Source organism: Streptomyces sp. CB01580 (genome assembly GCF_001905795.1).
Taxonomy (GTDB): Bacteria; Actinomycetota; Actinomycetes; order Streptomycetales; family Streptomycetaceae; genus Streptomyces.
Map to the genome: position 1 here is coordinate 77342 of NZ_LIXJ01000008.1, position 20393 is coordinate 97734.

A 20393-nucleotide genomic window follows, 5' to 3' on the forward strand; every position below is an offset into this window, starting at 1 on the left:
CCACCTCGTACGAACAGGGGGCGGCACATGAGGAGGTACGGCGCATGAGTGTTCCGGAGACCGTCGACCGGGTGCTGCTCACCGCGGCCGTGGTCGTGATCGTCATCGCCGGCGCGCTGCTGCTCGCCCGTATCCGGCGAGGCCCATCCATGCTGGACCGGGCCATCTCGCTGGACGTGGCCGCCGCGCTCATCATCGCGGGCCTCGGCGCGAAATCGGCCTTCGCGCGCGACCCGTTCTACTTCCCGATCATGCTGGTGCTGGCCTTCCTGGGATTCACGGGATCGGTCGGCATCGCCCGTTTCATCGCCGCCCGCGACCGCCCGGCGCCCCGGAACGGAACGGGCCCGGCCGCGCACGGCGGCGGACGCGACGGCGTCGAGGGGGAGACACGGTGAACGTCTGGGTCCAGGTCCTCGACACGGCCGGTGCGGCACTGGTGTTCACCGGCGCGGCGATCTGCCTGCTCGGCGTGATCGGCATGCTGCGGCTGCCCGACGTGCTCTCCCGCAGCCACGCAGCCACCAAACCGCAGACCCTCGGCATGATCCTGGTGCTCGTCGGAGTCGCCCTGCGACTGCGCAGCGGCGTGGATCTCGCCACCCTGGCGCTGATCGCGTTCTTCCAGCTGATGACCGGACCGGTCGCGGCGCATCTGGTGGCGCGGGCGGCCTACCGTACCGGCCAGATCGACCACAGCGAGCTGCTCTTCGACGAACTCGACGAGCAACTGACCGAGGGGAACTGATCATGCTGCGCGTCACCGACACCCGCACCGGCCGCCTCGTGGAGGTACCCGCCCCACCGCGCCGGCTGCTGCGCAGCCGCGTCCATCTGCCCGCCCTCGACGCGGGGACGGACGACGGCACCGGAATCCGGCCGGTCCATCTGCGCGTGCTGCTGATCGGCGACGTACTCGCGCGCGTGGCGGAGCTCCAGGGGCTGCAGGTCGTCACGGTCCTCACCACCACCGCGCCTCCGGCCGACGACCGGTCCCGGGCGCTCGACCGGGTCATGGACGTGCTGGGCATCCACCCGCCTGTCGTCGTGGGAGCGCGCCATCCGGACGCCGCGCTCGGTGGCCCCGCCGACGTCCATGTGACCGCCCGGGGCGAGGGTCCGGCCGACGCCACGAGCGGGGTCCGGATCGAGGTGGGGCCGGTCACCACGGTCCCGTCGGGCGAGGACACCCCGCCGGACGGCCCCCGTCCCCCGGACAGCCCGGCCCCGGCCGGAGCCGAGGCCGCCACGCCGACCACGCCCGGCACACCCGTCGACCCGGCCGTGCCCACCGTGCCGGGCACGGGCACCGCGGGCGCACCGGACGCGGCCGATCCGCTCGCCCTGCGCCTGCTCCTGCTCGGGTGCCCCTACGCCTCGCCGGTGACGGTCACCGGCGAGGCCCTGGCCGCCGCCCGGCACACCCTGCGCGAGTGGCGCCGGCAGGTGGCCGGCTGGGCACGCGAGCCGTCCGCGCCGATCCCCGCCGAACTGCTGCGCCGCTCGCACGAGGCGCTCGTCGACGACCTCGGTGTCCACGCCGTCCTGGACCTGCTGGCCGACGTGGCCGCCCGGGGCGACGTGCGGTCCGGCGCCAAGTTCGAGACCTTCGCCCATCTCGACCGCGTCCTCGGCCTGGACCTCGCCCGCGACATCGGGCGCTGACCAGCCGTCGGGGCATCCGTGCGTGGCGGGCGGCGGTCCGGCGACGGCCCTCAGGGCAGGAGGCCGGCGAGCAGGCCGCGGACGCGTTGCTCGATCTCGTCCCGGATGGGACGGACCGCCTCGACACCCTGTCCGGCGGGATCGTCCAGCTCCCAGTCGAGGTACTTCCGGCCGGGGAAGACGGGACAGATGTCGCCGCAGCCCATGGTGATCACGACATCGGATGCCCGTACGGTTTTTGTGGTCAGCACCTTGGGGGTCTCGGCGGAGATGTCGATGCCGACCTCTGCCAGCGCTTCGACCACGGCAGGGTTGACGGTGTCGGCCGGAGCGGATCCGGCGGAGCGGACCTGAACGGCGTCGCCCGCCAGGTGGGTGAGGAAGGCGGCGGCCATCTGGGAGCGCCCGGCGTTGTGGACGCAGACGAACAGCACCGACGGCTTCGCGGATTCAGACACGGGCGGAACCTTCCGGGGACGCCGCCGGTTCGGCGGGGCGGGGTGGGGGGAAGCAGCGGCGGGCGGCCAGGGAGACATGGACCAGGCCGATCAGGACGGGGACTTCGATGAGGGGGCCGACGACTCCGGCGAGGGCCTGGCCGGAGGCGGCGCCGAAGGTGGCGACGGCTACCGCGATGGCCAGCTCGAAGTTGTTGCCCGCCGCGGTGAACGCCAGCGTGGTGGCTTTCGGGTAGTCCAGTCCGGCCGCGCGGCCGACGGCCATGGACCCGGCCCACATCACGGCGAAGTACACCAGGAGTGGCAGGGCGATCCGGGCGACGTCGAGCGGCCGGGAGGTGACGGCTTCGCCCTGGAGGGCGAACAGGACGACGATGGTGAACAGCAGTCCGTACAGGGCGAACGGGCCGATGCGCGGCACGAGCTTCGTCTCGTACCAGGTACGGCCCCGGGCCCTCTCGCCCAGGCGACGGGTCAGGAACCCGGCGGCGAGCGGGACGCCGAGGAAGACGAGCACGGAGCCGGCGATCTCCTGGACGGAGACGTCGAGCGCGGTCCGCTCCAGGCCGAGCAGGCCGGGCAGGAAGGTCAGGTAGAACCAGCCGAGCAGGCCGAAGGCGACGACCTGGAACACCGAGTTGAGGGCGACCAGGACGGCGGCGGCCTCGCGGTCGCCGCAGGCGAGGTCGTTCCAGATGATGACCATGGCGATGCAGCGGGCCAGGCCGACGATGATCAGCCCGGTGCGGTACTCGGGCAGGTCCGGCAGGAACACCCAGGCCAGGGTGAACATCAACGCCGGGCCGACGACCCAGTTCAGGACCAGCGACGGGACGAGCAGGCGCCGGTCGCGGGTGACGGTGTCGAGACGGTTGTAGCGGACCTTGGCGAGCACCGGATACATCATCACCAGCAGGCCGAGCGCGATGGGCAGGGAGACCCCCGCGACGGTGGCCCCGGCGAGCACGTTCCCCAGGCCCGGCACGAGGCGGCCCAGCCCCAGGCCGGCGGCCATCGCGGCGAGGATCCACACGGCGAGGAAGCGGTCGAGGAACGACAGCCGCCCGGCCACCGGCATGGCCGTGATCCCGTCCTCGCTCACGAGGCGGCCCCGGCAGTGGAGGGTTCGGCAGGCCGCTGCCCGGTGGGTCGGGCGAGGACCCGGGCGAGGTGGTCGGTCGTCTCGGGCAGCAGCCGGTAGTACACCCAGGTGCCGCGGCGTTCGGAGTCGATGAGCCCGGCCTGCTTCAGCAGCTTCAGGTGGTGGGAGATCGTCGGCTGCGACTGGTCGAAGGCCGGGGTGAGGTCGCAGACGCAGACCTCGCCTCCCTCGCGGGAGGCGATCAGGGACAGCAGCCGCAGCCGCACCGGGTCGCCGAGCGCCTTGAACACCTTCGCCAGCGTCTCGGCCCGGTCCTCCTCCAGCGGGGTGGTCAGCAGGGTGGGACAGCACTCTCGGGCGTCGTCCCCGCCGAGCACCACGAGCTCTTGTTTCGACATGCTTCTATGTTGACGTTCTTCGATCCAAGGCGCAAGGTTGCATCGACCAACATCGATACAACGTGATCGGGGAGACCGTCATGTCCCGTGTCCAGCTCGCGCTCAACGTCGCCGACCTCGAAGGATCGGTGGCCTTCTACGCCAAGCTGTTCGGCGTGGAGCCGGCCAAGCGCCGCCCCGGCTACGCCAACTTCGCCATCACCGACCCGCCGCTCAAGCTCGTCCTCATCGAGGGCGAGCCCGGTCGGGCCACTCGCCTGGACCACCTCGGCGTCGAGGTCGCCACGACCGACGAGGTCGCCGCGGCGGCCACCCGTCTCGAGGACGCGGGACTCGCGACGTTCGAGGAGAACGACACGTCCTGCTGCTACGCGCTCCAGGACAAGGTGTGGGTACACGGCCCCGGCAAGGAGCCGTGGGAGGTCTACGTCGTCAAGGCCGACGCCGACCGGCTGGGCAAGGGAACTGTCCTCGACGACGCCTGCTGCTCCGGCCGGACCGGCGTCGCCGACCCCGCGGCCGGGGCGGTCGAGCCGTCGATCGAGCGATGCGCCTGCGACGGCTGAAACGGGCCGTCCTGCGCATGGGGCGCGGCGGGTGTCCGTCCCCTCGGACGTCGGCGACGGCCGAGGGGAGCACGCCCACCAGTGCCGGCGCCGACAGGGGTGGGGCCGTGCGGTGGCGTCCGGGGGCGGAGCGCGACCGCGTCAGGCAGTGGGTGGCAGGGGCGGGGGCCGCCCGCCCTCCGACCGGTGGACCGGTCGCGGTGAGCATCGGGAACGGCGGGAGGGGATGCGGAGGTCGATCACCGTCGGGGCGCCGTGGTCACCAGCTCAGCTGTTCACCGCGCAGAGCGTGCTCGTACATGCGCTGGGTCTTGTCGTTCGGGGGCACCTGGAGCTCGTCGCGCAGCCGTTTGACGCAGAGCCTGTACCACCGCTGAACCTGCGTCAGCTGGCCCAGTTCGGCATGCACGGAGATGAGCATGCGATACGAATCCTCGTGCAGGGAGTCGACGGCCAGCATACGGCGGCACACATCGATGACACCGAGGTGATCGCCCTGCTTGAGATGCCTCTCGGAAAGGAAGTTCAACGCGACGAGTTGACGGCTCCTCAGCCACTCGCGCTGAGTGGCCGCCCAGTCGTCCGTGAGGCCCGGCAGGAATTCGCCTTCGTAGATTTCGCTCGCTTTGCTGTAGAGCTCGTCCGCGCGGTGGATTTCGTGGTTCTTCTGGGCGTTGTACGCCCGGTCGACCAGTGATTCGAACTCGTTGAAGTCGGTCCAGACGTTGTGCGTCTCCAGCTTGTAGCCGGATTCGTATGTGTGGACACGCAGTGAGGATTTCAGATGCTCCGAACTGTGCAGGAGCTGGGCCTGCTGCAATATTTTCCTGAGCGCATGCACCGCGACTTTGAGTGAGCTGGAGTTGGCCGCCGTCGATGCTTCCGGCCAGAGTGCGTCGTAGAGGCTGTCGCGTGACACCACCTGATCCCGGTGCGGCAACAGGAACTGAAGTAATTTCCGCGCCTTTCCGGCCTGCCACCTTCAACGGGGTCTCCGTTGAACGTAACCTTGAAGGCGCCCAAAGCGCGTACCGAAATAGTACAGTCGCCACTCATGAAACTACCCGTGAACCTTTCTCGGTAACGTCTCGACATGCTCGGTGACACCGATCGCGACTCGTGGCTCGTGGCCCGTGTGCCGCTCAGGCTCTCGAATTCCCCACAGCAGAAGGCCCCTGGCAGGAACGATCTCGCCGAGGACACGTCCGACCGAGGGGCTCCGCAGGGCCTGGGGTGTCACCTACGCCGCTGCGCTGGACATCGACCGCTTCATCGCCAGGCATACGGCCCGGCGGTCGGGAGGGCGCCGTACTCGGGCCGATGGCGTCCGGATCCGCGCGCCCGGGGCTGCCCGGGGCAGTCCCTTCCGGCGTGGCGCTGGTTCCTCGTCGGAATCCGGGGACCGTCGATCGACCCACGACAACGCACTGTCCACCCCAACCTCCCCGTTGGCATCACCGTGCTCGTCCGCATCGTCTCTGTCAATCCCCCCCGAGCTGTGGGGATCTTCTCTCCATCCGCCTCGTCACGGAGTCGTCCGAACGGTGGAGCGTGTCTTCTCCCGGCGCAAACACTCTCATTCCGCATGCTCGGCCTTCCGGAGTTTTCGGGGGCCTCCGCCACAGCACCGGAAAAATCCGGTCAGGCGTCGCTCGGGTATGGAGACGTGCAGCCGTGAACCCCATGAATCCCGACCTCCCGGAGAAATGTTCGGTCCATGCTGTGAAGGGGGTACGGTCCCGTTCCGTCCGTTCGGTGCGCAATGGTCGATCGGTCTCCCGCGCCCTCCGGTTCCGGGGCCGTGAAGACAATCGGAGGCGCGTGCTCCGATCGCGGGCTGGCCGCACGCGAATCACAGCGGATTCACAGGCGGGCGACACCGTCCGGCCTTCCCTTCGGAGTGTTCCGCGACAATTCGAACCCACTGAACTCGGGGAACGGTGAAAACCGTTCCCCGAGTTCAGTGGTGATCGACTATGTCGCGGCCTTTTCCTTCGTGAGGTGAATCGATGTCCGCCCGCCCCGAAGAGGAAAGGAATCCGCTTTACCGGCCCTTGGTGCCCCGTTGACCGCTCAGCCGTCGGTCGTCATGGACCGCCGACGGCTCGCGAGATCCCGGAGGGAGATGCCCAGCGGCCGTGCCGGAGCCGCGTCGGCGAGCCGCCGTGCGAGATCCGCCACCACGGGCGCCTCGAACACCGTCCGGATTGTGAGCTCCAGGCCCAGCGACGAGCGGGCGCGGTTCACCAGCTTCGCCGCCGTCATCGAACTCCCGCCGAGGGAGAAGAAGTTGTCCTCCCTGCCGACCGACGTGACGTCCAGTACGTGTTCGATCAGCAGACACGCCTTCCGCTCCCATTCGTCGCGCGGCGGCGCGCCGCCCGGCGCGACGGCCGCGCGGACCTCGGGCAGGGCCCGGTGGTCCAGCTTGCCGTTGCCGGTCAGAGGCAACGCGTCGAGCGCGACGAAGGCCGACGGAACCATGTACTCCGGGAGCGCCGCGGCGGCGTGCCCGCGCAGTACCGACGTGTCCGGGCAGCGCTCCCCGGACGACGGCACCACATAGGCCACCAACTGCTTCTCCCCGGAGGGCGACGCCTTCGCCACCACGGCGACCTGCGCCACCCCGGGACAGCCGGAGAGCACGCTCACGATCTCGTCCGGCTCGATGCGCACACCCCGGATCTTCACCTGGCCGTCGGCGCGCCCGAGGCAGTCGAGCTGCCCGTACCGTGCCACGGTGGAGCGCCGGGGCGGCACATACCTGCCCGTCGACGACCGGTACCCGACGGATCGCGTCGCGTTCATGCTCGACGACGTGCGACCGGCCCTGATCGTGACGGCGGGCACCGTGCGCGACACCGTCCGGCGGGCGGCGCACGACACCGACACCCCGGTGCTGACGCTCGACGGTCCCGGGACGACGGACGGGCCGGCCGGGGCCGACCGTGCCCTCTCCTTGCTGCCCGGTCACCTCGCCTACATCATCTACACCTCCGGATCCACCGGCCGGCCCAAGGGGGTCGCCGTCCCGCACGCCGGGGCCTTCGCCGGTCTTCGGTATCTGCTGGCCGGAGGCGATGTACTCGCCGCGTCGCAGTGCCGGGCGCTGCTGGAATCCGCCCCCTCGGTCGCCCTGATCAACGGATACGGGCCGACGGAGAACACGACGTTCACCACGACCCACCCCGTACGGGCCGCCGACCTGACCGGGAGCGCCGGTGTGCCCGTCGGGCGGCCCATCGGCAACACACGGGTGTACGTGCTCGACGAACACCTCGCTCCCGTGCCGCCGGGCGTGGTCGGCGAGCTGTACACCTCGGGCGCCGGTCTGGCCCGGGGCTACCACAATCGCCCCGGGCTCACCGCCGAGCGCCTGGTCGCCTGCCCCTTCGGCCCGGCGGGCGCACGCATGTACCGGACCGGGGACCTGGTCCGCTGGAGCCCCGAGGGGGTACTGGAGTTCGCGGGCCGCGCCGACGACCAGGTGAAGGTCCGCGGATTCCGGATCGAGCCCGGCGAGATCGAGACGGTCGTCCTGCAGACACCGGGGGTGGGCCGGGCCGTGGTCGTGGTGCGCGAGGACGCCCCCGGTGACCGGCGCCTCGTCGCGTACGTGGTCCCGACGGGACGGCCCCGCACGGGCGGCGACGCCGCGCCGCGGACCGTCGACGACCACGAGCTCGCCTCGTCCGTACGGCGGTTCGCCGCGTCACGGCTTCCGGAGTACATGGTCCCCGTCGCGGTGGTCGTGCTCGACGCCGTACCGGTGACCGCGAACGGCAAGCTGGACCGCCGGGCACTGCCCGCGCCCGGCCGCGCCGCGGCCGGCTCCGGGGCCGGGCCCGCCGGTTCGCACCGTACGCTCGCCACCGAACAGGAACGCGTCCTGTCCGGCCTGTTTGCCGAGGCACTCGGCCTCGAACAGGTCGGTCTGCACGACAGCTTCTTCTCCCTGGGGGGCCATTCGCTCCTGGCCACCAGACTGATCAACAGCGTGCGCTCCACGTTCTCCGTGAAGCTTCCGCTCAAGGCACTGTTCCAGGCGCCGACCGTGGCCTCACTGATGGGAGTCATCAGCAGCAACGAGGAATCCCGTCCCCCCTTGCAGCGCCAGGAGCGCACCGGGCCGGTCGAGCTCTCGCTTGGGTGGGAGCCGCTTCCGGTGCAGTACACGGACTACGCGGTGTGGCAGCGCCGGGTGCTGGGCGAGGAGTCCGATCCCGAGAGCCTGGCCGGCCGCCAACTGCGGTACTGGCGCGAGGCGCTGGCGGGGATACCCGATGGGCTGGCGCTGCCCTACGACCGGCCGCGTCCGGCGGTGAGTTCGCATCGCGGCGACCTCGTCCCGGTCGTCCTGGACGCGGAGCTGCACCGGGCGCTGACCGGGCTGGCCCGGCGCACCGGGACCAGCCTGTTCATGGTGTTCCAGGCCGCGTTCGCCGCGTTGCTGACCCGGATGGGTGCGGGGCGCGAACACACTGTGAGCACCGGGCACGGCCCGTCGGCTCCCGCAGACCGTCCCGCGGCCGTCCCGCGTCCCTGCGCCGATGCGGTGGCGGGACCGTGCTCCCGACACGGGCGGGGGCGATCCTGCCGGGCCGCGGAACGCGTCGGGTCCGCCTCGGGAGCCGGGCGGCCGTCAGGGAGGATCGAGCAGGACGGTGCACGTGAACCGGCATACGGCTCCCTGCCGGGCGGTCACCCGGACCGTACGGCGGGCCGTCGCGCCGTTCGCCGTCCCGGCACCGGACTCGGACTCGATCCAGCAGGGCGCGTCCAGCTCGGCATAGTGGTGGAACGAGGCGTCCATGCCGACCACGACCATCGGCGTCGGGGCGAGGGCGGCGTGCGCCGCCTGGCGGGCGCCCTCGAGCAGCAGCATCCCGGGGATGTGGTCGACGGGGTGGTCGAAGAGCACCGGATGGGTCAGGTCCACGCGCAGCCGGCTGCGGGCCGGGGAGCCGGCCGGGGACAGGACGACATCGGTGAGGCTGTCGCGGGCGACGTCGGCGGGAGCCATGGGCGGGGCGGGGGGAACGGCGTCGGCGAGTGCGGTGTCCAGGTCCCCGTAACGGCCGCGCAGCCAGGCGTAGACGGCCGGAGGGTGGTTGTGGAAGCCCAGTTCGGCGCGGCCGATCGTCCGCCCGCCGCGGACCATTCGTACCCGCATGGACAGCGACACCAGTCGTCCGGCGCGCCGGACGATGTCCGCGCAGGTGATGTGGAGTTCCACCTCGGGGCGTTCGGCGGTCGCCGCCAGGGCGGCCATGTCGGCCGTGCAGCGGAAGTAGTCCCAGGACTGTCTGTGCCCGAAGGGCACGTCGTACCCGGCGTGGCTGAGCAGTGGCACCGCCTGCCGTACGGACTCGGCGACCAGCAGCGGATCGTAGCCGCCGTGCACCGGGCGATAGAAGCGATGGCGCGTGGGCCAGCGGGCGACGACCCGGAAGGTGTCGGGGCCCGAGCGCCGGTAGGCGGCGAGCAGGACTTCGGACTCGTCGGTCTTGTGCACGTAGACACCCGGTACGCGGTCGACGGGGCCGGGTGCCCGGCGCGGGCCGTCGATCCCCGGAGCGTCGTCGATCACATGGACCTCCCGGAGGCGGGCACGGGTCTGACCCTGCCGGGTGTGAAGTGGCTCGATGTCATGGACGCAACCTATAGAGAACTCGCTCTGCCGTGCCGCGAGTTCGGTCAATCACCTTGATTCGCCCGGGAGTCGCGAATGCCCCGTGGCAGCCCGGATTCCTCCTTGTGCACCGCTCTTAGGATAGGAAGGGACGTTTCATTTGGAGTGGAGAGGGGCGGCCGATGGGTCGGCCACGACAAGAACGGGCCGCGCGGACGCGCGAAGCGCTGCTGCGGGCTGCGGCCGAGGCGTTCGATCAGCACGGCTACGCCGGTTCGAGCATCAACCAGATCCTCAGGGCGGCCGGGGTGACGGCGGGGGCGCTCTACTTCCACTTCAGTTCCAAGGAGGAACTGGCGCGGGCCGTGATGAACGCGCAGCCGGACACGATCCTGCCGCTGCTCGCATCGGAGGGGATGCAGCGCCTGGTCGACATCACCATGGTCTGGTCGCAGCGGTTGCAGGTCGACGTGCTTCTGCGGGCCGGGGTGCGGCTGACCGGTGAACAGGAGTCCTTCGGCATGCGGGACGCCAACCCCTACCGGGAGTGGGTGCGCATCATGGAGGACTGCCTGCGGGTGGCCCGGGACAAGGGCGAGCTGCAGCCCGGCGTGGAGCCGCGCGAACTCGCCGAACTCGTCGTCGAGTCCTGCACCGGCATGCAGATGTACGCGGCGGTGGAGAACGGCCGGGCCGACCTCCCTGAGCGAGTGGTGCGGATGTGGCGGCTCGTCCTGCCCGGTGTCGCCGTGCCGTCGGTGATCGCCCGCACGGAGGTGAGCCCCGCCCGGGTGCGCCCGCTGATGGAAGCGGTCGCCGCCGACCGGCGCGCCGAGGCGGGCCCCGGATCTCCGGGTGGCGCGGACGACCGGGGCCGGGGGGACTGAGATGCTGAACGGCAAGGTCGCCATGATCACGGGGGCGTCCAGCGGGATCGGCGCCGCGGCCGCGCGCCTGTTCGCCCAGGAGGGCGCGGCGGTGGTGCTGATGGCCCGTCGGCGGGAGCCCCTGGCGCGGATCGAGGAGGAGATCCGTACCGCCGGGGGCCGGGCTCTGGCCGTCCCCGGTGACGTGACGGTCCCGCAGGACGTGGAGCGGGCGGTGTCGATGGCCCTGGACACCTTCGGCACGCTGGACGCCGCGTTCAACAACGCCGGGTTCGCCACGGCCGGCACCCCGCTGCACGAGATCGACGACGAGGTGTACGCCCGGACGATGGACGTCAATGTGCGCGGCGTGTGGAACTGCCTGCGGCACCAGATCCCGGTGATGCTCGCCTCCGGCCGCGGCGGGTCGGTGGTCAACACCTCCAGCGTGGCCGGTGTGCGCGCCACCAGCGCCTCCGCCGCGTACATCGCCGCGAAGCACGCCGTGATCGGGCTGACCAGGGCCGCCGCACAGGACTACGGGCAGCGGGGCATCCGTGTCAACGCCCTGGTCGTGGGCAGCACGAGAACGGAGATGATGGACGAACTGATCTCCCGCTCGCCCCACTTGGAGGAGCGCTTCCGGTCGCACACGTTGCGCGGACGTATCGCGTCCGCCCAGGAGGTGGCGGAGGCCGCGGCCTGGCTCTGCAGCGACCGGGCGACGTTCGTGACGGGGATCGCGATGCCCGTGGACGGCGGCCGGACCGCGGTCTGACACCGCGCACCCGGGCGCGCACGGCGCAGGGGGCGGTCCCTGAGAGGGGGGCCGCCCCTCCGCATGGGGAAGCCCGCTTGTCGGTACCGGGGTAATTCGGGGTCCGCCCACCTCTGGAAAAATATAACGAGCGTTTGGTTTGCTTCTGCTGCTGCCCGGCCGGACCTCCGATCGCCCGCCCGTCGCCGTCCGCAGCGTGCCGGCCCACTGGAAGAGGTGACATGGGGACCGAGAAGAAATCCGATCGCACCCGGAGGCGGTTGATCCGGGCCGCGGCGGTCGAGATCGACCGGAACGGCTACGAGCGCGCCACGCTCGCCCGCATCTGCCGACTGGCCGATGTGTCCATGGGGGCTCTGACCTTTCACTTCGCCTCCAAGAGCGAGCTGGCGGACGCCGTTCGGGCCGATGCCCGCGTGCTCGTGGACGCCCGGATGGAACAGGTGGCGAACGACCCGTCGCCGGCCCTGGGCTCAGCCGTCGGCCTGACCGTCGGGCTCGCTCGTCTCCTGGAGGGCGAGGCGGTGGTGCGTTCCGCGGCGCGTCTGGCCCGGGACGACCCCCGTGGCGCCGTCGACTGGACGGCCGCGTGGATCCCCGTGGTGCGCGAGCTTGTTCTCAGGGCCGACCGCGAGGGGGAGCTGCGGCCGGGCGTGGATCCGGACACGGTGGTCGCGCTGGCCGCCTGCCTGCTGGCGGGGGCGGAGATCCTCGCCCGGACACCGGACGAAGCCGCTCCCGCCAGGGTTGTCGACCAGCTCGAATCCATGTGGCGGGTGGTGCTGGGCGGCGCTGCCCGTGCGTCGGGCGAATCGGGCGGCCGACGGCGGGGCTCCGCACGCTCCGGTCACCGATCCTGAGCGGACAGTATTGATCCCCTAGTAAACAAAGCGCGGATTCTGTATGTTTCATGGGCGCGGGCGCCCCAGGGCTCGAACGGGCCGGGTGCACCTGTGCGCGTTTCGCTTGCGAAGGACCGGGGGAAGGAGGGGGGACTTCGACGGCCGGCACCGCCGTGCGGCGCCCGGTACGCCGAGTTCATGACGTCTCTTCGACGGGCGAACGTTCCGATGGCCGGGGCCGCTGTGTCCGCCAGGCATCGACCGGGCAATTCCATGAGCCGTTCCGGCGGTTGAGGACCAGCACGAAGACGTGTCCGTGCCGGCCCCTCGGGGCCAGGGCACCTCCACGTTCCCGATCGCGTCTTCCGGTGCCGTCCCGTGTGCGCCGTCCCCGGTTGCGGGGTGTGCCCGGACCGGCGCTCCTTGCCCTTCCCGGCGCTCCGTCAACGTCGACGGTGCCATCTTCCGGGCCGCGAACCGTCCTGGTCCCGCGGCCTTCCGTTCGACGCTCCTGCCCGTCGTCCCGTCGGTGCCGCATGTTCGCAACTGCCCTCACCCGCACCGCAGATCACCTGAGCATCACGTCACACGGAGGATTCCCATGACAGTGAACACTGAGATCGCCCGGGCGCAGATCTTCGCGAACGACGGATTCGTCACCACGGGCCCGTTGCTGTCGACGGAGGAGGTGAGGACCTACCGGGACATCTACGACCGGTTCCTCAGCGGCGAGATCGAGAGCGGCGACAAGCGCTCCGACCTCGGGTCGCACGAGCCGCGCCGGGGCGGCGGCCAGGAGAACATCACCCAGATCATGTGGCCCTCCGCGCTCCACGAACCCCTGCGGGAGATGCCGTTGCACGCCAGGGCGCTGGAGACGGCGAAGGAACTGATCGGCGACGACGCCGTGTTCGACTTCGACATGCTGATCCACAAGGCGCCCCGCACCGGTGTGCCGACCCCGTGGCACCAGGACGCGGCCTACTGGATCGATCTGCCCGACAAGCGCGCGGTGTCCATCTGGGTGGCGCTGGACGACGCCGTCCTGGACAACGGCTGCATGTGGTACGTCCGGGGCTCGCACCGCGAGCCGATCCGGCCCCACTACGCGACCGGCGACGGCAAGAACATCCAGTGCGACTGCGCGGAGACGGAACCGGGCGCCACCGCGGTGCCGCTGTCCGCGGGCGAGGGCGTCGCGCACTCGGGCACCACCCTGCACTACTCGCGCGGCAACACCACGGACGGAGTGCGCCGCGCCTACATCCTCAACTTCCGGCCCGCAAAGATGCTCCGGCTGGAACGGGAACGCGGCTACGACGTGGGGCTGACGGAGAACGTAAGGCTCGTCCGCAACAGCGAGTTCGACGCGCAGAGCTGAACGCCCAGGCCCCTCCACCCCCTGACACCATCGAGGTATCCCATGAACACTCCGGACCGTCCGGTGAAACTGAGTGGCGCGGTGATGACCCACCCTCGCCGACTGGAAGAGGCCCGTGAGGTCGCGGCCACCGACCCCCAGGGCCGCATCACGGTGGTCGTCGACCCCGAGCCCGACGGACGCCCCACCGCGCTGCGGGTGGCGCCGCTCTCCTGGGACTGCGTCGCCCCCGACGCCACGCACCACATGGTGCTGCAGGACGACGTGGCGATCGCCGACGGCTTCTTCGCCTACGCCGAGCAGGTCGCCGCGGCGGCCGGTGACGAAGCGGTCGCGTTCTACGCGGGCTGGGAGACCCGCAACGGCGCCGTGGCGCGGCTCGCGGCCCTGACCGGAGATCCGTGGGCCTACACGCTCCAGGAGCACGTGCCGTGCTACGCGCTCATGCTGCCGGCCGAACTGGCCCGCGGTTACGCCCGGTTCCAGGCGGAGGACGAGCCCGGCTGGCCCTATGACGTCGTGGTGCAGCGCTATCTCAACGCACGCGGGGTCCGGGTCAGATTCTGCACGCCCAGCCTGGTGCAGCACATGGACATGCCCAGTCTCGCGGGCAACGCCTACCACGGGCTGCGCCAGGCGACGTCGTTCGCGGAGCGGGCCGGGGATCCGGAGCCCTACGAAGCGGTCCGCTTCCCGGTGGTGCCCTTCTACCAGTACGGTCTGGCCCGTTGTGCCGTCCGGCACGAGGAGGGCTGGGAGTACGTCGAGACCGAGCGTCACCTGAAGCGTATCGGGCTGCTGGACGACTGCCTCGCCGCCCTCGCGTCGGCCGCCGCGTCCCCGCTGTCCGACGAGACGCGCAGGGCGGTGTGGGTCACGGCCTACACCATCGGAGTCGTCACGGCCGGCTCCCCGGCCCCGGACGCGGCCACCGTCGAAGCGGCGATGCGGACACTGGGCCCCGGTGGCCTGTGCGAGGACTACCCCGTCGACGAACTGCTCGCCCTGGCCCGCCCGATCGCCGGTCTCGCGACGGACGCACTCTGGGCGGGGAGGGGGGCGCGCCGCGCCGACGCCGCCCGGCCGACGGCCCCGGCCGGGAGCAGGACCGTGGTGACCGGAGGATCGAGTCGCTTCGCCCGGCAGCTCGCGGGTCTGCTGGGCGACGGGGGTCTGGACGCCGTGCACCGGGCGGAGCCGCCGTCGGTGACGGATCTGACCGGGGCGCGGTACGTGGTGCATCTCGGTGGCGCCGTCCAGGGCGACGACCAGAGGCTCGACGGCGTGCTGAAGGCCGCGGAGGCCGCCGGCGTGGAGCGCCTGGTGTACGCCGGTTCGTACGCCGTGTACCGGGGGAGCGCGGCGGAGCGGATCGACGAGGACGCACTGACCGCGGCGCCGCAGGACCCCGTCGCGCTGGCCTGGTGGCAGGAGGAGCAGCGGTGCCGGGAATGGGGCGGGCGCACCGGCATCCCGGTGCAGGTGCTGCGGCTGGGCGAGCCGGTGGGGCCGTACGCCCCGCGCGAGGGCGCGTGCGTGCAATGGGTGCATTTGGCATGGACACGACACCCTGTGACTCTCTCCCCGGGGGACATCCACCAGGTCCTGGACTACCGGGACATGGCCGACGCGATCGGGGCCGTCCTCGCCGCCGAGCCGTCGCGGCCGGTGTTCAACATCGCCACGGCGGCCTGCGCCGAGGAGGAACTGGCCGGCCTGGTCGCGGACGTCTCCCGCCGCACCCCCCGGGAGACCGGACCGCACACGGCGCCGCGCAACCGGCACATGGCGACGGATCTCATCGAGTCCGAGCTGGGCTGGACGAGTTCGGCGTCCCTGGTCGAGGGGCTGCGCGATCTCGCCCAGTGGTACGCCTGCGACATCCACGGCGGCGACCTCCTTCCCTGACTCCCGCCCCGGCTCCCTTCCCGACCAACCGTTTCCTCAGTAACCGTCCTCCCTCCACACCCCTAGGAGCACTCGATGTCCGGTATAGCCGGATGGGTAGATTTCTCGCGCGACGTGTCGGCACGGCAGGACGTCGCCGACGCAATTACGCGGACCATGGCACGCCGCGGGCCGGCCGTCGGCGGCACCTGGACCTGCGAACACGCCGCCCTGGGACAGCGGGTCCTGTCGGCCCACGGCCTGGAAGGCCGTAGCCTGCCCCTCACCGCCGCCGACGGCTCCGGCACCCGCGCCGTCATCTCCTTCAACGGCGAGCTCTACAACGCCGGGGAACTGCGAGCCCGGCTCCGCTCGCTCGGCCGGATCCTCGAAACCTCCACGGACGCCGAGGTCGCCCTCCACGCCTACCTGGAGTGGGGAGCGGACTTCGTCGGGCGGCTCGAAGGCGTCTACGGCTTCGCCCTCTGGGACGAACGGCGCCAGGAGCTGCTCCTCGTGCGCGACCGCCTGGGCGTCAAGCCGCTCTTCTACGCGCCCGCGCACACCGGCGTGGTGTTCGGGTCCGAACCGAAGGCGATCCTCGCGCACCCGGATTTCTCCCCCGTCCTGGATGCGGACGGGCTGCGGGACATCCTGTCGGTCGCCAGGGTCCCCGGCCACGCCGTCTTCCGCGGCATGCGGGAGGTCCTGGCCGGCTGCACGGTGCGTGTCACCCGGGAGGGCACGACGCAGGAACGCTACTGGGGCATGCGGCTCGGGGAGCACACCGACTCCTTGGAGCGGACCGTCTCCACCGTGCGCGAACTGCTCGAAACGGTCGTCGGCGACCACATGGTCGCCGAGATCCCGCCCGCGGCGCTGCTGTCGGGAGGGCTGGACTCGAGCTCCCTGACGGCGCTGGCGGCCCAGGTCGCCCGGCGCGAAGGACTGGGCACGCTGCGCTCCTTCGCCGTCGACGACCACGACCCCTCGCTGCCCGACGGCACCTCCGGCAACGAGGACCACATCTACGCCCGGCTGATGGCGGACCACGTCGGCTCGGACCTGACCGAGATCCCGCTCGGCTCGCTGGACCTGCTCGACCCGGCCCTGCGGGCGTCCGTCCTGGGCGCCTACGACCTGCCCATCAACAAGGGCGACCAGTACGCCTCCCTGTACCGGCTGTTCGGCACCGCTCGCCGACACGCCACGGTGGCCCTGTCCGGCGAGTGCGGGGACGACGTCTTCGGCGGCTACAACTGGCAGCGTCTGCCGGAATGGGTCTTCGCCGGTACGTATCCCTGGGTGGCGCAGGGGCGGGACCGCTACGTCGGGAACGACGAGATCTTCGATGCCGGCCTGCTGGCCAAGCTCGACCTGACCGCCTACGAACTCGACACGCACAGTGCCGCGCTGGCGGAGCTGGGGGCGGCCGGGCAGATCTCCGACCCGAAGGAAGCACGGCACCGTGAGGTCACCTATCTCGCACTGACCCGCCACTCCCGCGTCCTGTTCGACCGGCTCGACCGGCTGGGCATGAGCTGCGGCCTGCAGATCCGCATCCCCTTCGCCGACCACCGGCTCATCGACTACACGTTCAACGTCCCCTGGGCCATGAAGAGCTTCGACGGCCGGGAGAAGAGCCTGCTGCGCGCGGCCATGCGCGATCTGCTCCCCGAACGCGTGGCCATGCGGATCAAGACCCCGTACCCCAATCTGCGCACCGGCGCCTACGACCGTGTCCTGCGCGAGCGCCTCGCCGGGATCGTCCGGGACCCGCACAGCCCGAGCGCCCCGCTCTTCTCGGAGGAACTCAAGCAGGCGGTGGCGTCGCACGGAGCGGACGGGCTGCGGCAGGGCGTGAGCCGGGCCGCTCTGGAGACCGCCCTCCAACTCGACACCTGGCTCACGTCCTACGACGTCCGCGTCGCTCTGTGAGCCCCCGCCTCCGCAGGCGGTGCCCCGGCCACGCGCAGCACGCCGGGAACCCGCCTGCGGCGGCGCCCCCTTCCTGTCCACAGCCCTGGAAACCTTCCTGCCCACAGTCCTGGAAAGTCAGATGAGCCTGTCCCTCGCCACGCCGTCCCGTCTGTGGACGCCGAACTTCGCGTTCTACTTCACCGCCCGCGTCGCGTCGCAGGTCGGCGACACCATGATCCCGGTCGCGACAGCCGTGGCGATGTTCTCCCTCGGATACGGCGTCAGTGGCGTCGGCTACTCGCTGGGCGCCTGGATGGGGGCCTTCGCGCTCTGCGTCGTCTTCGGAGGCGTGTTCGCGGACCGCTTCCACCCCCGTCCCCTGATGATCGGCGCGGACGCGACACGGTTCCTCGTGCAACTGCTGCTCGCCGCCTACCTGTGGCTCGGTCACCCGCCCCTCGCCGTCATGATCGTCGGATCGCTGATCGGCGGGGTGGCCACCGCCATGTTCCAGCCCGGCACCTCCAGTCTCGTGCCCCAGGTCGCGGCCGACCCGCAGAAGGCCAACGGTGTCCTGCGGGTCAGCGAGGGCTTCGCCACCATGGCCGGTCCGGCACTGGCCGGCACCCTCGTCGCCATGGCGTCACCGGCCTGGGTCTTCGCTCTCGACGCCGTCACCTTCGCGGTCAGCGGGCTCTGCCTGCTGGCACTGCGCCTCGCACCCGTCCGGGCCGACCGGGACGCCTCCACGCTCACCAACCTCCTCACCGGGTGGCACGAGTTCCGCTCCCGCGCCTGGCTGTGGTCCGTCATCCTCATCTGGTGGGTCCTGGGCGTCTTCGTCTGGGGCCCCATCGTCCCGCTCGGCTCCGCCGCCATCATCGCGGAGCACGGCAAGGCCGCCTTCGGTTACGCGGAGGCCGCCTTCGGCGCCGGCTGCGCGATCGGCGGTCTCGTCGCCATCCGCGTCCGCGCCGCGCGTCCGCTGCGCGCGGGCGGCATCGCCATGCTCCTGTTCCCCCTCATGCCCCTGGCCGCCGCCCTCGTCCCCGTCCAGCCCCTGCTCATGGCCGGGTACGCGATCAGCGGCATCGGCTGGGCGTTCTGGGGGGTCCAGTGGTCCACCACGGTCCAGACCCAGATCCCCGAGGACCGACTCAACCGGGTCGCCGCCTACCAGGTCGCCGGATCCATCCTCGCCGTCCCGCTCGGCCAGGTCATCGCCGGTCCGGCCACCCACCTCGCCGACCTGCGGTCGCTCCTGCTGGCCTCGACCGTGGCGGCCGTCGCCTGCGCCCTCGCCCTGCTCGCCATCCCCGCCATCCGCAACCTGCCACGCGCCCGTCCCTGACCGACGCCCGTCCCCGACCCACCGGCCACCCCACACCCACCAGCCCGCACACCACCGGCCACTTTGCACCCACCGGCCATCCGCGGCGCCTCCGGTCCCGTATGCCCGAGGCGCTCCTCACCCGTGCCCGAAAACCGCTGAAGGAAGGACCACGACCTTGCACGCGCCCCGCAGAATCACCGTGATCGGCACCGGATACCTCGGAATCACCCATGCGGCCTGCATGGCCGAACTGGGCTACGAGGTCCTGGGCCTGGACATCGACGTGGACAAGGTCCGCCGACTCGCAGGCGGCGACCTGCCCATCCACGAGAACGGACTCGGAGCCCTCCTGCGCAACGGGCTGGAGTCGGGACGGCTGCGGTTCACCACCTCCTTCGAGGAGGCAGCGGCCTTCGGAGACGTGCACTTCCTCTGCCTCGGCACTCCCCAGTCCGCCGACGGGCACGCCGCCGACACCTCCCAGCTCGACGCGGCCGTCGACGCCCTGGCCCCCCACCTCGTCCGGCCGTGCCTCGTCGTCGGCAAGTCGACGGTGCCGGTCGGCACGGCCGACCGGCTCGCCCGCCGACTCCAGGAACTGGCACCCGCCAAGACGGGCGCCGACCTGGCCTGGAACCCCGAGTTCCTGCGCGAGGGGTTCGCGGTCGAGGACACCCTGCGCCCCGACCGGATCGTTCTCGGCGTGCGGACCGCGCAGGCGGAACGCACCCTGCGCGAGCTGTACCGACCGCTGGGCGACCCCCCTTGCGTCGTGACCGACTTCGCCACCGCGGAGCTCGTCAAGACCGCCGCGAACTCCTTCCTCGCCACGAAGATCTCCTACATCAACGCCATGGCCGAACTGTGCGAGGCGGTCGACGCCGACGTCGTGGCGCTGGCCGAGGCCCTGTCCCACGACGACCGCATCGGCAAGCGATTCCTGCATCCGGGCATCGGATTCGGCGGCGGCTGCCTCCCGAAGGACATCCGTGCCTTCCGGGCCCGGGCCGAGGAGCTCGGAGTGGGCCACGCGCTGGCGTTCCTGGGCGAGGTCGACGCGATCAACACCCGACGCCGGGAACGGGCCGTGGAGCTGGCCCGCGACCTGGCGGGCGGATCGCTGGAGAACTGCCCCGTCGCGGTCCTGGGCGCGGCCTTCAAGCCGGACTCCGACGACATCCGCGACTCCCCGGCCCTGGCCGTGGCGAAGGCGCTCGCGGGAGAAGGCGCAAGGGTGTCGGTCTACGACCCGGCCGCGCTCGACAACGCCCGCAAGTCCTGCCCGGAACTCGGCTACGCGGGCTCCGCGGTGGAGGCGGCGACCGGCGCGCGCGTCACCCTGCTGCTCACCGAATGGGCGGACTTCACCGGTCTCGACCCGGTCGCGCTCGGCACCGTCAGCGGCGAACGCAACATCGTCGACGGGCGCAACGTCCTCGACGCCGCCGCCTGGCGCACCGCCGGCTGGAACTACCGGGCTCCCGGCCGCCCCTGAACCGGGCCGGCACCGACACCCCGCACGTCCTTGCGCCCCACCACGTTGCCACGCCGACAGACCTGGAGTG

At 71.4% G+C, this 20393-nt stretch carries 18 protein-coding genes and 3 pseudogenes; 14 read left to right on the forward strand and 7 right to left on the reverse strand.

What is annotated here, in order from left to right; translation table 11 throughout:
* The first annotated feature begins 44 nt into the window (after positions 1-44).
* From AMK22_RS14460 to AMK22_RS14470, 3 genes are read left to right on the forward strand one after another with little or no spacing between them, the layout of a single operon-like run.
* On the forward strand, positions 45-398 hold the full coding sequence (locus tag AMK22_RS14460; RefSeq protein ID WP_073785071.1) for a monovalent cation/H+ antiporter complex subunit F: 354 nt from the start codon (positions 45-47) through the stop codon (positions 396-398).
* Positions 395-748, forward strand: coding sequence for a monovalent cation/H(+) antiporter subunit G (gene mnhG, locus AMK22_RS14465; protein ID WP_073785073.1), 354 nt, complete (start codon positions 395-397; stop codon positions 746-748). Before AMK22_RS14460 ends, mnhG begins: the two co-directional genes overlap by 4 nt.
* Positions 749-750: 2 nt before the next feature.
* Positions 751-1665, forward strand: a complete 915-nt coding sequence (locus AMK22_RS14470) for a hypothetical protein (protein ID WP_073785076.1) — start codon at positions 751-753, stop codon at positions 1663-1665.
* 50 nt (positions 1666-1715) lie between these two features.
* Here the strand turns inward: AMK22_RS14470 and AMK22_RS14475 are convergent, their stop codons facing one another.
* Genes AMK22_RS14475 through AMK22_RS14485 form a run of 3 tightly spaced genes read right to left on the reverse strand, consistent with a single transcriptional unit; the run spans position 1716 to position 3623 of the window.
* On the reverse strand, positions 1716-2123 hold the full coding sequence (locus tag AMK22_RS14475; protein ID WP_073785078.1) for an arsenate reductase ArsC: 408 nt from the start codon (positions 2121-2123) through the stop codon (positions 1716-1718).
* Complete coding sequence (arsB, locus tag AMK22_RS14480) at positions 2116-3201, reverse strand: ACR3 family arsenite efflux transporter (protein ID WP_073785314.1); 1086 nt, start codon at positions 3199-3201, stop codon at positions 2116-2118. Before arsB ends, AMK22_RS14475 begins: the two co-directional genes overlap by 8 nt.
* Positions 3202-3221: 20 nt before the next feature.
* On the reverse strand, positions 3222-3623 hold the full coding sequence (locus AMK22_RS14485; RefSeq protein ID WP_073785080.1) for an ArsR/SmtB family transcription factor: 402 nt from the start codon (positions 3621-3623) through the stop codon (positions 3222-3224).
* Between the two features lie 80 nt (positions 3624-3703).
* Between AMK22_RS14485 and AMK22_RS14490 the strand changes: the two genes are divergently transcribed.
* On the forward strand, positions 3704-4189 hold the full coding sequence (locus AMK22_RS14490) for an ArsI/CadI family heavy metal resistance metalloenzyme (RefSeq protein ID WP_073785316.1): 486 nt from the start codon (positions 3704-3706) through the stop codon (positions 4187-4189).
* Positions 4190-4448: 259 nt separating this feature from the next.
* Here AMK22_RS14490 and AMK22_RS14495 read toward each other — a convergent pair whose 3' ends face one another.
* The 3 genes and pseudogenes from AMK22_RS14495 to AMK22_RS14500 all read right to left on the reverse strand — a co-directional run bounded on the left by AMK22_RS14495 (position 4449) and on the right by AMK22_RS14500 (position 6997).
* Complete coding sequence (locus tag AMK22_RS14495) at positions 4449-5030, reverse strand: bacterial transcriptional activator domain-containing protein (protein WP_274535423.1); 582 nt, start codon at positions 5028-5030, stop codon at positions 4449-4451.
* Positions 5010-5144 (reverse strand): annotated as a pseudogene (locus AMK22_RS41770) (helix-turn-helix domain-containing protein); the annotation flags it as partial. The gene AMK22_RS14495 and the pseudogene AMK22_RS41770, both read right to left, overlap by 21 nt.
* A 1118-nt stretch (positions 5145-6262) precedes the next feature.
* Positions 6263-6997, reverse strand: coding sequence for an AMP-binding enzyme (locus AMK22_RS14500; protein ID WP_079186152.1), 735 nt, complete (start codon positions 6995-6997; stop codon positions 6263-6265).
* On the opposite strand from AMK22_RS14500, the pseudogene AMK22_RS42300 reads away from it, so the two are divergent.
* Together AMK22_RS42300 and AMK22_RS42305 are read left to right on the forward strand one after the other, a co-directional pair.
* Positions 6996-7175, forward strand: a pseudogene (locus AMK22_RS42300) (hypothetical protein); the annotation flags it as partial. The gene AMK22_RS14500 and the pseudogene AMK22_RS42300 overlap by 2 nt on opposite strands.
* Positions 7149-8669 (forward strand): annotated as a pseudogene (locus AMK22_RS42305) (AMP-binding protein); the annotation flags it as partial. The pseudogenes AMK22_RS42300 and AMK22_RS42305, both read left to right, overlap by 27 nt.
* A 162-nt stretch (positions 8670-8831) precedes the next feature.
* Here AMK22_RS42305 and AMK22_RS42310 read toward each other — a convergent pair.
* Positions 8832-9779: a ScbA/BarX family gamma-butyrolactone biosynthesis protein gene (locus AMK22_RS42310; protein ID WP_443333291.1), complete on the reverse strand. Its 948-nt coding sequence runs from the start codon at positions 9777-9779 to the stop codon at positions 8832-8834.
* 224 nt (positions 9780-10003) lie between these two features.
* Between AMK22_RS42310 and AMK22_RS14530 the strand changes: the two genes are divergently transcribed.
* The 8 genes from AMK22_RS14530 to AMK22_RS14565 all read left to right on the forward strand — a co-directional run bounded on the left by AMK22_RS14530 (position 10004) and on the right by AMK22_RS14565 (position 20323).
* A complete protein-coding gene (locus AMK22_RS14530; protein ID WP_073785086.1) occupies positions 10004-10708 on the forward strand; it encodes a ScbR family autoregulator-binding transcription factor in 705 nt (234 codons plus the stop codon).
* Position 10709: 1 nt separating this feature from the next.
* Positions 10710-11465, forward strand: coding sequence for an SDR family NAD(P)-dependent oxidoreductase (locus AMK22_RS14535; RefSeq protein WP_073785320.1), 756 nt, complete (start codon positions 10710-10712; stop codon positions 11463-11465).
* Between the two features lie 221 nt (positions 11466-11686).
* A complete protein-coding gene (locus tag AMK22_RS14540; protein ID WP_073785088.1) occupies positions 11687-12325 on the forward strand; it encodes a TetR/AcrR family transcriptional regulator in 639 nt (212 codons plus the stop codon).
* Positions 12326-12908: 583 nt separating this feature from the next.
* A complete protein-coding gene (locus AMK22_RS14545; protein ID WP_073785090.1) occupies positions 12909-13688 on the forward strand; it encodes a phytanoyl-CoA dioxygenase family protein in 780 nt (259 codons plus the stop codon).
* Positions 13689-13730: 42 nt separating this feature from the next.
* Positions 13731-15596 carry an NAD-dependent epimerase/dehydratase family protein gene (locus tag AMK22_RS14550; protein WP_073785092.1) on the forward strand — a complete coding sequence of 622 codons (1866 nt, stop codon included), beginning with the start codon at positions 13731-13733 and terminating at the stop codon, positions 15594-15596.
* Positions 15597-15671: 75 nt separating this feature from the next.
* The gene (gene asnB, locus AMK22_RS14555) at positions 15672-17513 is read left to right on the forward strand and encodes an asparagine synthase (glutamine-hydrolyzing) (protein ID WP_073785094.1); all 1842 of its coding nucleotides are present in this window, start codon (positions 15672-15674) and stop codon (positions 17511-17513) included.
* Positions 17514-17634: 121 nt separating this feature from the next.
* A complete protein-coding gene (locus tag AMK22_RS14560) occupies positions 17635-18846 on the forward strand; it encodes an MFS transporter (protein ID WP_073785096.1) in 1212 nt (403 codons plus the stop codon).
* 223 nt (positions 18847-19069) lie between these two features.
* Positions 19070-20323: a UDP-glucose dehydrogenase family protein gene (locus AMK22_RS14565; RefSeq protein ID WP_242433984.1), complete on the forward strand. Its 1254-nt coding sequence runs from the start codon at positions 19070-19072 to the stop codon at positions 20321-20323.
* Positions 20324-20393 lie beyond the last annotated feature (70 nt).

Bases quoted from the DNA above. Each gene is read 5' to 3' on its own strand.
- AMK22_RS14460 (WP_073785071.1), top strand. From the start codon at position 45: ATGAGTGTTCCGGAGACCGTCGACCGGGTGCTGCTCACCGCGGCCGTG.
- AMK22_RS14470 (WP_073785076.1), top strand. From the start codon at position 751: ATGCTGCGCGTCACCGACACCCGCACCGGCCGCCTCGTGGAGGTACCC.
- arsB (WP_073785314.1), bottom strand. From the start codon at position 3,201: ATGCCGGTGGCCGGGCGGCTGTCGTTCCTCGACCGCTTCCTCGCCGTG.
- AMK22_RS14485 (WP_073785080.1), bottom strand. From the start codon at position 3,623: ATGTCGAAACAAGAGCTCGTGGTGCTCGGCGGGGACGACGCCCGAGAG.
- AMK22_RS14490 (WP_073785316.1), top strand. From the start codon at position 3,704: ATGTCCCGTGTCCAGCTCGCGCTCAACGTCGCCGACCTCGAAGGATCG.
- AMK22_RS14500 (WP_079186152.1), bottom strand. From the start codon at position 6,997: ATGAACGCGACGCGATCCGTCGGGTACCGGTCGTCGACGGGCAGGTAT.
- AMK22_RS14530 (WP_073785086.1), top strand. From the start codon at position 10,004: ATGGGTCGGCCACGACAAGAACGGGCCGCGCGGACGCGCGAAGCGCTG.
- AMK22_RS14535 (WP_073785320.1), top strand. From the start codon at position 10,710: ATGCTGAACGGCAAGGTCGCCATGATCACGGGGGCGTCCAGCGGGATC.
- AMK22_RS14540 (WP_073785088.1), top strand. From the start codon at position 11,687: ATGGGGACCGAGAAGAAATCCGATCGCACCCGGAGGCGGTTGATCCGG.
- AMK22_RS14545 (WP_073785090.1), top strand. From the start codon at position 12,909: ATGACAGTGAACACTGAGATCGCCCGGGCGCAGATCTTCGCGAACGAC.
- AMK22_RS14550 (WP_073785092.1), top strand. From the start codon at position 13,731: ATGAACACTCCGGACCGTCCGGTGAAACTGAGTGGCGCGGTGATGACC.
- asnB (WP_073785094.1), top strand. From the start codon at position 15,672: ATGTCCGGTATAGCCGGATGGGTAGATTTCTCGCGCGACGTGTCGGCA.
- AMK22_RS14560 (WP_073785096.1), top strand. From the start codon at position 17,635: ATGAGCCTGTCCCTCGCCACGCCGTCCCGTCTGTGGACGCCGAACTTC.
- AMK22_RS14565 (WP_242433984.1), top strand. From the start codon at position 19,070: ATGGCCGAACTGGGCTACGAGGTCCTGGGCCTGGACATCGACGTGGAC.